Source organism: Kribbella antiqua, assembly GCF_004345665.1.
GTDB lineage: Bacteria > Actinomycetota > Actinomycetes > Propionibacteriales > Kribbellaceae > Kribbella > Kribbella antiqua.
Genome location: NZ_SLWR01000004.1, coordinates 364,519 through 378,995 on the forward strand (window position 1 = coordinate 364,519; position 14,477 = coordinate 378,995).

At 68.2% G+C, this 14,477-nt stretch carries 16 protein-coding genes; 6 read left to right on the forward strand and 10 right to left on the reverse strand.

The features are described 5' to 3' along the window. Window positions 1-106: 106 nt before the first annotated feature. From EV646_RS14345 to EV646_RS14360, 4 genes are all read left to right on the forward strand, one after another. A complete protein-coding gene (locus tag EV646_RS14345) occupies window positions 107-847 on the forward strand; it encodes an SDR family oxidoreductase (RefSeq protein WP_132148530.1) in 741 nt (246 codons plus the stop codon). 33 nt (window positions 848-880) lie between these two features. Continuing rightward, complete coding sequence (locus EV646_RS14350) at window positions 881-1,675, forward strand: LLM class flavin-dependent oxidoreductase (protein WP_132148532.1); 795 nt, start codon at window positions 881-883, stop codon at window positions 1,673-1,675. Between the two features lie 85 nt (window positions 1,676-1,760). Continuing rightward, window positions 1,761-2,765, forward strand: a complete 1,005-nt coding sequence (locus EV646_RS14355) for a LacI family DNA-binding transcriptional regulator (protein WP_132148534.1) — start codon at window positions 1,761-1,763, stop codon at window positions 2,763-2,765. Window positions 2,766-2,803: 38 nt separating this feature from the next. Then, window positions 2,804-5,440 carry a glucosidase family protein gene (locus EV646_RS14360; protein WP_132148536.1) on the forward strand — a complete coding sequence of 879 codons (2,637 nt, stop codon included), beginning with the start codon at window positions 2,804-2,806 and terminating at the stop codon, window positions 5,438-5,440. A 454-nt stretch (window positions 5,441-5,894) separates the two neighbouring features. Here EV646_RS14360 and EV646_RS14365 read toward each other — a convergent pair whose 3' ends face one another. The 10 genes from EV646_RS14365 to EV646_RS14410 all read right to left on the reverse strand — a co-directional run bounded on the left by EV646_RS14365 (window position 5,895) and on the right by EV646_RS14410 (window position 13,747). Continuing rightward, window positions 5,895-6,647 (reverse strand): hypothetical protein, encoded by a 753-nt coding sequence (locus EV646_RS14365; RefSeq protein WP_132148538.1) that lies wholly within the window; start codon window positions 6,645-6,647, stop codon window positions 5,895-5,897. Window positions 6,648-6,723: 76 nt separating this feature from the next. Next, window positions 6,724-7,629 (reverse strand): ATP-binding cassette domain-containing protein, encoded by a 906-nt coding sequence (locus EV646_RS14370; protein ID WP_132148540.1) that lies wholly within the window; start codon window positions 7,627-7,629, stop codon window positions 6,724-6,726. After that, window positions 7,629-7,991 (reverse strand): GntR family transcriptional regulator, encoded by a 363-nt coding sequence (locus tag EV646_RS14375; protein ID WP_241995943.1) that lies wholly within the window; start codon window positions 7,989-7,991, stop codon window positions 7,629-7,631. The genes EV646_RS14370 and EV646_RS14375 overlap by 1 nt, the downstream gene beginning before the upstream one ends. Window positions 7,992-8,043: 52 nt before the next feature. Further along, window positions 8,044-8,751: a GOLPH3/VPS74 family protein gene (locus tag EV646_RS14380; RefSeq protein ID WP_158290959.1), complete on the reverse strand. Its 708-nt coding sequence runs from the start codon at window positions 8,749-8,751 to the stop codon at window positions 8,044-8,046. Then, window positions 8,744-8,953: a type II toxin-antitoxin system antitoxin gene (locus EV646_RS14385; protein ID WP_132148544.1), complete on the reverse strand. Its 210-nt coding sequence runs from the start codon at window positions 8,951-8,953 to the stop codon at window positions 8,744-8,746. Before EV646_RS14385 ends, EV646_RS14380 begins: the two co-directional genes overlap by 8 nt. Window positions 8,954-8,962: 9 nt before the next feature. Continuing rightward, window positions 8,963-9,871, reverse strand: a complete 909-nt coding sequence (locus EV646_RS14390) for an SPFH domain-containing protein (RefSeq protein WP_132148546.1) — start codon at window positions 9,869-9,871, stop codon at window positions 8,963-8,965. 187 nt (window positions 9,872-10,058) lie between these two features. Continuing rightward, the gene (locus tag EV646_RS14395) at window positions 10,059-10,751 is read right to left on the reverse strand and encodes an aminotransferase class IV (RefSeq protein ID WP_132148548.1); all 693 of its coding nucleotides are present in this window, start codon (window positions 10,749-10,751) and stop codon (window positions 10,059-10,061) included. Window positions 10,752-10,781: 30 nt separating this feature from the next. Further along, on the reverse strand, window positions 10,782-12,149 hold the full coding sequence (gene pabB / locus EV646_RS14400; protein ID WP_132148550.1) for an aminodeoxychorismate synthase component I: 1,368 nt from the start codon (window positions 12,147-12,149) through the stop codon (window positions 10,782-10,784). Window positions 12,150-12,170: 21 nt separating this feature from the next. Then, window positions 12,171-12,950: a class I SAM-dependent methyltransferase gene (locus EV646_RS14405; RefSeq protein ID WP_132148552.1), complete on the reverse strand. Its 780-nt coding sequence runs from the start codon at window positions 12,948-12,950 to the stop codon at window positions 12,171-12,173. A gap of 83 nt (window positions 12,951-13,033) precedes the next feature. Continuing rightward, window positions 13,034-13,747 carry an iron-dependent transcriptional repressor DtxR gene (locus EV646_RS14410; protein ID WP_132148554.1) on the reverse strand — a complete coding sequence of 238 codons (714 nt, stop codon included), beginning with the start codon at window positions 13,745-13,747 and terminating at the stop codon, window positions 13,034-13,036. A gap of 69 nt (window positions 13,748-13,816) precedes the next feature. Between EV646_RS14410 and EV646_RS39310 the strand changes: the two genes are divergently transcribed. Both EV646_RS39310 and EV646_RS40955 read left to right on the forward strand, forming a co-directional pair. Further along, window positions 13,817-14,284, forward strand: a complete 468-nt coding sequence (locus tag EV646_RS39310; RefSeq protein WP_199236974.1) for an FAD-binding domain-containing protein — start codon at window positions 13,817-13,819, stop codon at window positions 14,282-14,284. A gap of 43 nt (window positions 14,285-14,327) precedes the next feature. Then, window positions 14,328-14,453 (forward strand): hypothetical protein, encoded by a 126-nt coding sequence (locus EV646_RS40955; protein WP_422386714.1) that lies wholly within the window; start codon window positions 14,328-14,330, stop codon window positions 14,451-14,453. Window positions 14,454-14,477: the final 24 nt, after the last annotated feature.

Below are 14,477 nucleotides of genomic sequence, written 5' to 3' on the forward strand. Positions count from 1 at the left end.
TCTCTAGCGGTTTTGCGACATGGAGGTGTGAGCGGTTTTGCGACGCCAGGAACTGGGGGCGGATTTCCGCCAGAACCGCCGGGTTCCTACCGATGAACTTGAAAGCATGAACGAACTACTTGGCAAGAAGGCTTTGGTGACCGGCGGCAGCCGCGGGATCGGCGCGGCGACGGCGATCGCGCTGGCGGAGCGCGGAGCGGATGTCGCGCTGACCTACAACAGTTCCCCGGACGCCGCGGCGAAGGTGGTGAAGGAGATCGAGGCGCTCGGACGTACGGCGTACGCACTCGAAGCCGACGCGGCCGACGCCACCGCAGTGGCGAACGGTGTCGCGCAGGCGGCGGACCTGCTCGGCGGCCTCGACATTCTGGTCAACAACGCGGGTGTCGGCGCGATCGGCCCGATCACCGACTTCACCGTGGACGACGTGGATCGGGTGCTCGCGGTCAACATCCGTGGTGCGTACGCCGCCGCGCAGGCCGCCGTACGACGTCTGTCCGACGGCGGCCGGATGATCCATCTCGGGAGCTGTGTGGCAGAGCGGGTCCCCGGGCCGGGGATGACGCTGTACGGGATGAGCAAGTCCGCGATCACCGGCCTGAGCAAGGGTCTGGCTCGCGAACTGGGTGCCCGCGGCATCACCTCGAACGTCGTACAGCCCGGCCCGATCGACACCGATATGAACCCGGCGGACGGACCGTTCGCGTCGCCGCAGCTGACCAACCTGGCACTCGCCCGCTTCGGAGCACCTGCCGAGGTAGCCGCTGCCATCACGTATCTGGCCGGGCCGCACGCCGCCTACATCACCGGCACCGAACTGAGCATCGACGGCGGTCACGCCGCCTGAGGATTGTCGGTGCCGGCGACTAGCGTCGTCGGCATGCGTTTCTCCGTGACGGTCGGTGCAGTCGGACCAGGACGCGACCCGCGCGGTCTCGCCGAGCTCGCGCGGGTCGCCGAGGAGTCCGGCTGGGACGCGCTGTTCCTGGAGGACTATCTCGTCTATCAGGGCGACGAGTCCGAACCGACCTGGGACCCGTGGGTGTGCCTGGCCGCGATGGCGATGACGACGTCGCGGATCAGGATCGGTACGACGGTGACTCCGGTGCCGCGGCGGCGACCGTGGAAGCTCGCGGCGGAAGCCGTGGCACTGGATCAGCTGTCGGGTGGGCGGTTCATCCTGGGGGTCGGGATCGGGGATCCGAACGATCCGTTCATGGGTCGGGCGGGTGAGCCGACCGAGCCGCGCGTACTGGCGGAGATGCTGGACGAGGCCCTCGAGGTGATCGATCGGCTGTGGACCGGCTCGCCCGTCAGCTTTGCCGGGAAGCATTATCAACTCGATGGCGTGCGGTTGGCCGCGCGACCGGTGCAGCAACCGCGGATCCCGATCTGGGTGGGCGGGAACCTGCTGGTGCCCGCCGTACGACGGCGCATCGCTCGATGGGATGGCAGTTGCGCCTACAAAGGCTCCACCGACGCACCCCAGCAGATCACTCCAGCCGACGTACGAGCGTTGCTGGCCGAACGCGCGGGACCTTTCGACGTGAAGGTCAGCGGTGGTGACCCAGCCGAATTCGCCGCCGCCGGCGCCACCTGGTGGGGCCGCTGGATCCCACCGGCCTCCACGGAAGACACCCTCGCCGTCATCCGCAAGGGCCCGCCCCACATCTGACTACTGGCGCGAGGCGTTGACAGGGGTGAGGGTGGGAGGGAGACTGCGGGTGTTTTAACGTTCAAAAGCCCTGGGGGAGGTCGGCGTGGCTACGTTGAAGCAAGTTGCGGCCCACGCGGAGGTGTCGGTCCAGACGGTGTCGAATGCGCTGAACGCACCGCATCGGCTGCGGCCGGACACGCTGGAGCGGGTCAACCGGTCGATCGAACTGCTCAACTACCGGCCCAATCGTAACGCCCGCAGCCTGCGCACCAGCGCCGTCGAACTGATCGGCTACTGCGTCCCCGACTGGCCGAACCAGACCCATCTGGTGATGGACCAGTTCCTGCACGCGCTCTGCGCCGCCGCCGAGACGAGCGGCCGGCACATCCTGCTCTTCACCGCACCCCCCGCAGTCGAGGGCATGCCGGTGTACGACGACCTGCACGCGCGCCGGCTGGTCGACGGATTCGTCCTGTCCCAGACCGAGACACACGACCCGCGCCACGGCTGGCTGAAGGAGAAGCAGATCCCGTTCGTCTCGTTCGGCCGGGTCTGGAAGGAGACAACCCAGCCGGGCCCGTGGGTCGACGTCGACGGCGCGGCCGGCTCCGCGCTGGCGGTTCAGCACTTGTACGACGTCGGCCGGCGGCGGATCGCGTTCCTCAGTTGGCCGAAGTCATCCGGTCTGGCCGAGGACCGGCTGGCCGGGTGGCGCAGCAAGTGCAACGACCTCGGCTTGCCGACCAGCGGCCTGTCCGTCCACTGCGGTGAGGACACCATCGAGGAAGGTGTGCGCGCGACCGCGGCCTTGCTCGACAGCGCGCAACCACCCGACGGAATCGTTGCCCTCAGCGACATTCTCGCGCTCGGCGCACTCCGCGAACTCGGCCGCCGCGGCCTCACTCCCGGCGTCGACGTCGGCGTCACCGGCTTCGACGACTCGCCGCTCGCCGAGGTCGTCTCCCCCGGCCTTACGAGCCTCCGGCAACCAATGGACCGGATCGCGTCCGAACTGATCAACATCCTGACCGGTACGTCGACCGGCGTACCGGCCGAACGCCTGCTGCAACCCGAACTGGTGATCAGGGGCAGCTCAGCCCCTGGCTGATTGCGGCGAACCCCCGCCGCGAGAAGGAGGAACCGCCAATGACTCCCCGCCCATCCGTCAGACGCAGTACCGCTCCACCGCGCCGGGCCCGCCGGACGGCCGGCGTCACGCTGCTCGCCGCAGTAACCATCCTGGCCGGCACCGCCTCCGCGACCGCCGGCTCGTCCCCGCGCACCAACGCCGTACAGGCCCAACCGTCAGAGCTTTCCGAAACGACCAGACTCGCCGATCGCCGGTCGCTGGTCGTCGGTGATCGCGCCTACGCGATGGGCGACGAGACCGGCCTCTACCCCGCCGCCGGCTGGCACATCCGCGGCGAGATGGGCGGCTTCTGGACGCAGCCGATCAAGCTCCTCGACGGTCTGTGGTTCGGTCTCGACGGCGCCTGGCTCGGCAAGGACGTGGCGGCCGCGAAGTACACCAGCGGCCACGGCTACAGCCGGATCGACTACTCCGGCGCGGTCGACGTACGCCGTACCGACTTCGTCCCCGACGGCATCCGCGCGACCCTCGTCGGCTTGACGCTCACCTCCAGTACGGCGAAGACGGTCAAGCTCGACGTGGACGCGCACTCCGAGCTTATGCAGTCGTACCCGTGGGGCTGGACGACACCGAGCGCCGCCACTGCCAACCTGCCGGACACCGGCTCCTACGCCGACGGCTCGCTCCGCTTCCGTGAACAGGGCACCCCGCCGTTCGCGAACGCCACCACCCACGACTTCGCCGCGTTCGTCGGATCGTCCCTGCGTCCGACGACACATGCACTCGGCCCGAACAACCGCGGCCCACAGGACCCAGCAGTCATTTGTCCCGCCGACGGTACGACGCCTGCGCGGTGCGACGACTCACTCGTCGGCAAGGGCACCGGCGGTCGCCTCACGTACGACGTCAGCCTCGCAGCCGGTCAGTCGAAGACCATCTGGTTCGCGGTGGCCGGGTCCGACAACGGTGTTTCTGCGGCACAACGCGAGTACCGCCGTGCTCTGAGCAGTCCGGATGGATTGCTGCAGGCAAAGACCCGGGATCGGCAAGAGATCGACAGCATGTCTGTGGTGGACCTGCCTGGTGACCGGCTACTGCAGCAGAGCGTCGAGTGGAGCAAGCAGAACCTCGCGGACTCGGTGCAGGAGGCACGCAACCTGCGGATCCGGGACGTCAACGAGGGCAAGGACTACCCGGCGCCGGTCGGCACGGTCCCGACCGCGCGCTGGTTCGGCGCGGGCTTCCCGGACTACCCGTGGCTGTTCGCGACGGACGGTGAGTACATGGCGTTCGCCGCGGTCGCGGCCGGTCAGTTCGGCACGGTGAAGACACACCTGCGCGCGCTGCGAGACGTCAGCGATCTGCTCAACAACCGCAGCGGCAAGGTCGCACACGAAGTCGTCCCGACCGGCGACGTGTACTTCGGCTCCAACCAAAGCGCGGGCAACACCGACGAGACGGTGAAGTTCCCGAGCGCGGTCGCACTGCTGTGGCGGTGGACCGGCGACAACAACTTCCGTGACGAGATGTACGACTTCAGCGTTCGCAACCTGCAGTATGTCTACCGCGAACTGGACAAGGACGGCGACGGCTGGCCCGAGGGGCTGGCGAACGTCGAACGCGCCGGTATGGGGGTCGAGAAACTCGACAGCACGGTCTACCTCGCCCGCGGTCTGCGCGACCTCGCCGACCTCGCGGCGTCGAAGAACGACACGCAGGTCCAGCAGTGGGCGACCACCCGGGCGAACGACCTCGAGTCCCGCTTCGAGGAGCAGTGGTGGGTGCCGGCAGGCATCGGGTACGCCGATTCGGTCGACGACCCGGCCAACCCCGCGAACGACAACACGCCGATCTTCCAGCGGCACTGGATCGGTGTCACGCCGATGGAGGCGGTCCTGGTCCGGCCCGGTCAGCCGACCTCGCCGCTGGCATCGGCCGAGCACGGTGCGGCCGCACTCGCTCAGCGCGAAAGGCCTTGCTACACAGGCGAATTCGGCCTGTTCCACACCGGCACCGGCCCGACCTCGGCCGAGGGCGGGAACAAGGGAGCTACCTGTGACCCGATCGTCTCCCAGGTCCAGAGCGAGCGCGCGATGTTCGGCCTGAACACGTCGATCATGGCAGTTGCTGAGGGCAACTATGGTCGGCTGGGGACGGAGCAGCAGCAGTACTACACCACCGGCAACGCCCGGATCCAGCTCGATCCGACGGTGTGGGAGACGCCGGGTGCGATGCCGGAGATCGCGCCGTCGCCCGACTCACCGGCGAACATCGGCCGGCCGTTCTACGACCGCTCGATGGCACTCCAGGCGTGGGGCGCGTACGGCATCTTGTGGCCGGTCGTGCATCAGCAGCTCGGCGTGGACCCGGATCTCGGGCACGGCAAGCTCGCCGTGATTCCGCAGCTGCCGGAGGGCCAGCAGAAGGTGGCCGGGAGCAACATCCGGCTCGGCGCCGGATCGGTCGATGTGACGGCATCCCTTGCAGGTAAGGAATTGCGGACCATTGCGAAGGTCAAGGACCTCGATGCTTCGGTCACGGTCGGCGCGGTGCTGCCGAGTGGTGCGTCGGTCAAGAGTGCGACGCTCAACGGTCTAACGACGCCGTACGAACTGGTGACCACGACTCGTGGAGTGGAGGTGCGGGTGGCAGCGACGTCGTCGGGCTCGGCGCTGCGGATCACGCTTGCCTGACACCGCCGCGGCTCGAGGCCGCTGCGGCTGAACCGCCGGCTGGTGCACAACCGTTCCGTGCATCAGCCGGCGGTTTCTTATCGGTACCTGCAGGTGTCGATAGTCGGAGCTCGGAGACGAAGCGAGGCCCCTCCGAGTATGAGTCGGAGGGGCCCCACAATTAGCTGAAGGAAAGTGACGTCTCCAGCCTCCCAAACGGATCCGTGGAGCCGGCAGACCCCGTCACCGGTCTACCTCGGTGGGGATCCCCACCGCGAGGGCTCTCGGTTTCCGTTCGACCCACCGCCCAGATGAGGAGCGGCGTGTCGACAGTTCTACCGCCGTGGAGCAGGGCGGCACAAGCCTTTCCAGCCAACAGTTTTGGCCAACTCGCCACCTACCGCGTGTCATCCACAGTCACCCGGCAGCCATCCACAGAAACTGCCCGACTTATACACACCCCCTGTGCATAACATCAGCCCTTGGCCGGCTTCAGCGCCATCGGCCGAAGCAGCAGGTAACCGGCGTACAGACTGATCGCGGTGACCACGAGGACGGTCGGTACGGCGACTGCGAGTGGTGGTCGATCGTAGCCGATGCTGCCGAGGGCATCGGCCAGCCACTGCGCGATCAGCAGAAACTCGGTCGCCGCGGCCGGGATGAGTGAGAGTGGCAGGAGCAGCACTCCGCGCCACCAGCCGAAGCGGTAGAAGGTGATGCCTATCAGCCAGCCGGCGGCCTCGTGCGACACGACCAGCAGGAAGAACTCGGTGAAGATCAACCCGGCTTGTGAGGTGTCGGTGAACAGGTGCGGGCTCTCCATCGTCTGCGACCAGCCCTGCCAGCTGTAGAGCGCGCGCTCGGCCTGGTAGACCAGAACCCAGAGCAACGCCGTAGCGGCCGCGGCCCCGGCAAGAAAGATGCCGATGGCAACGGAAACCATCCGCCGGGTGACGCCTTGGGCAACCAGCAGAGACAGGTACGCGGGTGTGACGGTGATGCCGAGCGCCATCGAGAAGTACTTCGGCGACTGGGTTCCGTAGTCCCACATGCTGTGGTCGATCCCGCCGATGGCGACCTTGAAGCCGACCCCGACCGCCAGGAAGCTGACCAGCATGATGAGCCAGTAGCCACCCAGCATTTGCCGCAGACCGATCACCATCGCGCGGAGAACGTGGCCCAGCCGGCTCACCGTGGTCACGCCGTTCGGAAGTGTTGTGGCGCTCATCCACGTCCTCGCTTCGCTCCGGGCGCGGATGAGACACGAGACGCGCTGTGCTGTCTGATGAACTCGCTGCGCTCGTTCATCGACTGGCTCCCGTTGGAGCGGTGAGGTGGACGAAGAGGTCCTGCAGGCCGACCGGGCCGACCTCGAGACCGGCCGCAGCGGCTTCGGCCAGCAGGACCGGATCGAGGTCGCCCAGCACCGTCGTCGACTTCGTCCCGCCGAGCCTCTCTTCCGCGAGTACGGTGAAACCTGCGGTGAACTCGTCCACTGCCGCGACCGGGCCGACGATCGACGCGCCACGGCCGCGGAGGGCGTCGACTGGCGACTGCGTGACCAGGCGGCCGTTGTCGAGGATGACGACTTCCTCGAGCATCGTGCTGACCTCGCTGACGAGATGCGTCGACAGTACGACTGTGCGCGGCACTTCGGCGTAGTCGGCGAGCAGAGCGTCGTAGAAGAGGTTGCGGGACGGCACGTCCATGCCCAGGTAGCTCTCGTCGAAGATGGTCAGCGGCGCGCGGCTGGCGAGTCCGAGTACGACGCCGAGTGCGGACTTCTTGCCGCGGGACAGCTTCTGCACCCGCTTGTTCGTCGGCACTTCGAACCGGTCGAGCAGCTCGCCGGCCAACTCGTTGTCCCAGTACGGGCGCAGGCTTGCAGCCAGAGCAATCACATGCTTCACGGCCGCGGCGTCGACGAGATCGCCCGACTCGCGGATCAGGCAGATCCGGCTGGTCACGACCGCGTTCTCGTAAGGCTCGAGCGCCGTACCGAGATCACTGCCTTCGATCAGGACGCGGCCTTCGTCGGGCTGCCGGAAGCCTGCCAGCGTGGCCGCGAGCGTGCTCTTGCCGGAGCCGTTGCGGCCGAGGAGCCCGTGGATCTTGCCTGGCGCGAGTCGCAGGTCGAGCCGGTCAAGCGCGGGCACGCCGGCGAAGCTGACGGACAGGTTCTCCGTCCGTACGGCGAGCGTTTGGTTCATCAGGCGTCTCCGTAGTGGCGGATGTGCTGGACGACGTCCTTCAGGGGTACGCCGATCGCCTTGGCCTCCCGGATCATCGGGTCGACCACCTCGGCGAAGAACGAATCGCGGCGGCTGGTGCGGAGCAGGTCGCGGGCGTTCGGGGCGACGAACATGCCGATGCCGCGCTTCTTGTACAGGACGCCTTCGTCGACCAACTGGGCGAAGCCCTTCGCCGCGGTGGCGGGGTTGATCCGGTAGGACGCGGCGTACTGGTTCGTCGACATCACCTGCTCGTCCTCGGCGAGGGCACCGGTGACGATGTCGCTCTTGATCTGGTCCGCGATCTGCAGATAGATCGGGCTCCGGTCGTCGAACACCACGGCCCCCTCCCTGGTTCGTTACGTGAGTAACGAACCATACGACCTCACCGGGTCACGACGACTGCTGCAGGGCCTTTTTCAGCGCCGGTACGACCGGTCCCACGCGGACGGCGAGCTGCGCCAGGCGTTCCTTGTGGCGCTTGCCCTGGTCCTTGCTGAGGACGGTGCGAACATCACCGGTCGACGCCAGTACGACGATCGCCGCGTCGCGGAGGTCGACCCGGGTGACGAGCCGGGCCGGCCGGAGCGTGTCCGTCGCTCTCTGCAGCAGCTGACGACGGATCAGTGGCTGCCGCATGGTGATGCGATGAGCGGGGAAGACGCCGAGAACGCGGTACGGCTCGACCTTGATCAGGCGGGCGCGTTCGAGGTCGCTGCGGACGTCACGGACGATCGTGCGCGGATGCCTGTCCACCCAGGTCCGCCACTTGCGCGGTCCGACCCGGCGGATGTCGCCGAGCACTGCGGCGAGCACCGCATCGGCCGGATCGGCCGCCTTGGTCAGCCGGGCCCGGCCGTTGTCATCGGCAAGGTTCCCGCTCAGCTGGAGATCGACGAGCGCGGCGGCGCGAAGGATCTTCCCGAGCCTCGACCGCGCCGCGAGCTTGCCGGTCTGCGGATCGTAGGCGAGCAGGAAAAGCCTTGCAGCCAAGGCATCCGGGGCCTTTAGCTTGCCCAGTGCAACAACGCGGCGACTGGTGTCTCGCCGTACCGCTCCCCGTCCGGCACGCCGTATCGGCGTGACCGTTGCTCTAGTCATCGTCTGCCTCCTTGGCGGGGCGGCCGGGGCGGCGCATCTTGCCCACGTTGCCCGGCAGGCGGCCGGCATCGGCGAGCGCCCGGCGGAGCAGGAACTCGATCTGTGCGTTGGTGCTGCGCAGGTCGTCGGCCGCCCACCGGGCCAGCGCGTCATGCACCACGGGATCCAGCCGGAGCAGGATCTTCTTCCGTTCGACGGCCACGGTCCGCGCTCACTGGTAGAGCGAGCCGGTGTTGACCACCGGTTGGGCGTCGCGATCGCCGCACAGCACCACCATCAGGTTGCTGACCATCGCCGCCTTGCGCTCCTCGTCCAGCTCGACCACCTCGTGCTCGGACAGCCGCTCCAGCGCGAGCTCGACCATGCCGACCGCACCTTCGACAATTCGCTGCCGGGCCGCGACGATCGCCCCCGCCTGCTGGCGGCGCAGCATCGCCTGGGCGATCTCCGGCGCGTAGGCGAGGTGGGTGATGCGCGACTCGATCACCCGCACCCCGGCCGCCTGGACCCGGGCGGCGATCTCGGCCGACAGCGTCTCGGTGATCTCGTCGGTGCTGTCCCGCAACGACAGGCCGCCGTCCTCGGTGTGGACGTCGTACGGGTAGCTGTTGGCGATGTGCCGGACCGCGGTCTCGGTCTGGATCGCGACGAACTCGACGAAGTCGTCCACCTCGAACATCGCCTGCGCGGTGTCCTCGACCTGCCAGACCACGACCGCGGCGATCTCGGTCGGGTTGCCGTCGGCATCGTTGACCTTGGCAACGGCCGTCTCGTGGTTGCGAATCCGGGTGGACACTTCCTTGCGGGTCGCGATCGGGTTCACCCAGCGCAGCCCGTCGGTCCGGATCGTGCCGGCGTACCGGCCGAGGATCTGCAGTACGCGCGCCCGCCCCGGCGACACCGGGGTGAGCCCGGCGGCCACGATCAGCGCGGCGACGAACAGCACGATCCCGAGCACGACCATCGCACCCTGCCCGTTCGCGGTGCCGACGGAGAACTGCACCACCCCCGCCACCAGCACCACCAACGCCGCGAACGCCACCGGCCACCCGTTGACGTTCCACGCACCCCGCTCGGCCACCTTCGGCACCGGCATCTCCACCACATCCACCTCAGCCATCCCCACTCCTCTCCCTATATCCCCAAGCTATCAACTTGATATCACTTTTAGCAAGCAGCATGAGCTGCAACTGTCTGGCGCCGGGATCTCGAACTGCCGCCGAGTCGTGGATATCTGCTCCCGCGCGGAACAGATATCCACGACTGAGCGCCGGCTCACCTGATCCCGCCGGGACGGCGGTGGGGGGTTAGAGGGGCTTGGCTAGGGCGGTGAGGTGGTTTTGCCAGAGGGCGGATTGGGAGTTGGGGAGGGGGTCTATGGCGGAGTCGCGCCAGGCGTGGATGGGGCGGATGCCGTGCAGGGCGTTGAGGAGCCAGGCTTCGGAGGACTGGAGGTCGGCGGGGGTGCGGGCGTGTTCGGCGACCTCGACGCCTTGCCCGACGGCGATCTGGCGGAGGAGTTGCGCGGTGACGGACGGAAGCAGTGGACGGTCCGACGGCGGGAAGCAGAGCGTCTCGTCCTCCCACCAGGCGACGGCTGAGTACGCGGCCTCGAGCACAGTGCCGTCCTCGTCCAGCAACAGGATCTCGTCGGCTCGATCGGGCGCGGCATCCTTCAGCTTCCCGAGCAGCTCCAGATCCGGCCCCTTCACCCGCGGCGAAACCCGAGGATCGCGACCTTCGTGTACGGCGACGCGCACGCGCCCACCGACCGGCGGTGCAGGCCGCAACTGAACCGCGAGCTCACCCGACACCCGCAGCTCGAACCGCGGGAACCACCGCCCGAACCCCGGCAACCGCCCGATCTGCTCGGCCCAGAACCTCCCCGCATCGACGCCGGCGGCCGCGCACGACCCGACGAACCGCTCCCGGTGCAGCTCGATCCCCCGAACCTTGCCATTGGCAACAAGGAACGAATCGGCCACCTGCAGTTCACTCATCTCCCCCACCCTTTCGTCACTCCCCTTTCGTCACGGCCGCCCGGCGGACGCTCCGCCCACCGTCGCGATTGCCTTGAGCAACATCTCGTCGTACTCCGCGACCGGCTCGGAGTCGAGCACGATCGCGCCACCCGCACCGATCACCGTCTCGGACGGCGTCAGTACGGCGGTACGGATCACCACGCTGAGATCCGCTCGGCCGTCCACGGTCAGATACCCGAGCGCCCCGGAGTACACCCCGCGCGCACTCCACTCGAGCTCGTCCAGCAGCTCCATCGTCCGGATCTTCGGCGCCCCCGTCATCGACCCCGGCGGGAAGCACGCCCGGACAGCGTCCAGCGCCGACACCCCGGACCGCAACCGGCCGCGGACCGTGGTGACGAGCTGATGCACGGTCCGGTAGCTCTCGACCTCCATCAGCTGCGGCACATGCACCGTCCCCGCTTCGCTCACCCGGCCGAGGTCGTTGCGGATCAAGTCGACGATCATCAGATTCTCGGCCCGGGTCTTCTCGTCCTCGGCGAGCGCCTTCGCGGCCAACTCGTCCTGCGTCGGATCCGCCTCCCGCGGCGCCGTCCCCTTGATCGGCCGGCACTCGGCCCAGCCGTCGGCATCCACCGTCAGGAACCGCTCCGGCGACGAGCTCGCGATGGCCAGATCGCCGTACCGGAGGAAGGCGGCGTACGGCGCTGGGTTGTTCGCCCGCTGCCAGAGGAAGAACTCGAACGGGTCGGGCACGGCCGGAAGGCGGACGCGGTTCGTCAGGCAGACCTCGTACGTCTGGCCCGCCTCGAGCGCGGCCATGCACGCGTCGATCCCGGCCAGGTACGTCGCGCGGTCCTGCTCCAGATGCGCCTCGAGGTCGAGCTTGGCGATCGCGGGCGCATCGACGCCGGCCATCGACCAGTGCGCGGTACTTCGCGAGGCTCGGTCGAGCCAGCCGTCATCGACGCCGTCCACCGCGACGAGGTAGCTGACGTCGCGGTCGTGGTCGATCACGACGAAACGGTTCGCCCAGATCCACAGCGCGTCGGGCGTCGGCGACTCGTGCTTGGCGGCTCCCCCGGTCAGCGCCTTGAGCTCGTAGCCGAAGTACCCCACATAGCCGCCGTTGAACAGCCCGGCCAGCTCATCCGGTACGCCGGACAGCCGGGCTGCCTTGTCCTCGATCAGGTCCTGCAACTCCGCGAACACGTCGCCGGAGGCAACATCCCGTACGACGACCTCCGCGCCGGGGCCGAGCGTCGTACCGAGCACCGAAACCCGCCGTACGGCTCGATCCGTCAGACTGCCGTCGAGCCAGAACGCGACCGGTTCCCCGGCCAGCAGCTCGCGGTAGACCGTCTCACCGTCGAGCGCCCGGTCGACCACCCGAACGGACCAGCTCAGCGCACTCACAGGCACACGGTAACGATGTCATCAGGAACCGGTGAGGGCGAGCTTGGTCCGCATCGCGGTGACGCGGCGGATCGGGATGGCGACCTCGAGGCCGTCCTTCGACTCGGCGCGGTCCGCGAGCCAGCCGGCGGCGGTGTCGCGGCGAACATCCGGCGTACCGGGGAGGTAGAGCGCGTTGACGAGCCGCTGGGCATCCTCGCGGGTGTAGATCGTGTAGACGTACCGCTCGCGCTGGCTCTCCATCACGTCGAAGCCGGCGTGGTGCAGCTGGTCCTTGAGCTCGGTGATCTCACCGCCCGCCGGGAACTGCGGGGTGGACCGGAGGCGCGTGGTGAGTCCGCTCAGGGTGCGGATGTCGCCGCGGCGCAGCGGGCGTACAGCGGGCACGATCGCGGCCAGAACACCGCCACGACGCAGAACCCGAGCCGCCTCAGCCAGTACGGCGGGGAGCGGCTGGAGCACCATCAGGCCCATCGAGCAGGTGACGACGTCGAACACCTCGTTGGCGAACGGAAGGTGCACCGCATCCGCCTGGACCTTCGGACCGGGCGCACCGGCGAGCTGAGCCGGGTTGTTGTCGACGCCGACGACCCAGCGCCCGTACAGCTCACGGGCGACCGGGCCGTTCCCACAGGCGAGATCGAGGACCCGGCGGGCCTCGCCGGACACGGCGCGGACGAGCCAGCGGTACGGCGTGTGGTCGCCGGCCACCGCGCGGGACAGCAGGGCTTCGGTGCTGCCGGGAGCCGCGGTGTGGAACTCCCGCAGGTAAACCGGCCAGTCGATCTCGTTCTCAGACATTGCGGTCAGAGGGTACCTGGTGTGCACACGCCGTACAGCATCGAGCGCTCAGCGTGCGCGGTCTTAATACATCTTTGAAGTGTTCAGACCCGGCTGACGAAGATGTGGCCGGCCGTTTCATCGCTGATGACGCCGCCCGCTTCCCGGCTGCCGACCAACACACCCTCGGCGTCGAGGGTGGAATCGACCTCGCGGCCCGGCAGCGCGCCCGCACGGCGCAGCACCGACATGGCATCGTCGTCGGTCTGGACCGGCTCGGCGATCCGCCGGACCAGCACCCGGACACTCTCACCGGTCGCCTGGTCGAGCACCTTGTCCAGCGGCTCGACGCCGATCCGGAACTCCTCGATGCCGCTCGCCTGGCCGTCCTTCTGCAGCTCCTCCAGGCCCGGGATCGGGTTGCCGTACGGCGACTCGGTCGGGTTGTCGAGGATCTTCAGCAACCGAAGCTCGACCGCGTCGCTCATCACGTGCTCCCAGCGGCAGGCCTCGGCGTGGACGTCCTCCCACTCCAGCCCGATCACGTCCACCAGCAGGCGCTCGGCCAGGCGGTGCTTGCGCATCACCCGGACAGCTTGCTTGCGGCCGACGTCGGTGAGCTCGAGGTGGCGGTCGCCCTCGACCTTGATCAGGCCGTCGCGCTCCATCCGCGCCACCGTCTGGCTGACCGTCGGACCGGACTGGTGCAGCCGCTCGGCAATCCGCGCGCGCAGCGGCAGGATGCCCTCTTCTTCCAGCTCGTAGACGGTCCGCAGATACATCTCGGTGGTATCGATCAGCTCGCTCACGACAACCATTCTCACCTATCAAGGCAACCCTTACCCAATCTGCCCACCGTCGCTCTGCCGGGTGCAGAAGGACAGGAGGTGTCGGGGTGGGACAGCGTTCGGCGCGGGCTCACGCGGCGGGGCGCCGGTTACCCAGGGATACCTCCTGTCCTCCTGTACAGACTCGGTGAAGCGGCCGCGCTCGAACGCTGGCGCGAGTACGACCTCAGCCGGTACGACGACGAGCGCGACCGACCGGACCTGGAGAGCACGTCACGGATGTCGATCCCGCTCAAGTACGGCGAAATCCACCCGCGCACGATGCTCGCCCGCAAACAGCTCACCGACGCTACCGACGTGAACTCGCCTGGCGCGACTTCTGCGCGGACCTACTGGCCCGGAACCCGCAGGCCTCCTGGAAGCCGCTCCAGGCCGGAGTTCGAGCGGATGGAGTACGACGAACCCGGCGACGCCTTCGACGCCTGGCGCGAAGGAAAGACCGGGTTCCCGTTCGTCGACGCGGGGATGCGTACTTCCGCATCTTCAACCCGGTCACCCAGGGCCTGAAGTTCGACCCGACGGCGACTACGTCCGCCGCTGGGTCCCCGAACTGCACCACCTCGACGGCAAGACCGCCCACGAACCGTGGAAGTACGGCGGTCCGCGGCCGATCGTCGACCACACCGAGGCCCGCCAGCAAGCCCTGCGGAGGTACGACGCCATCCGCGGAGCTTGACCTCGACTTAGGGGATACCCCTAT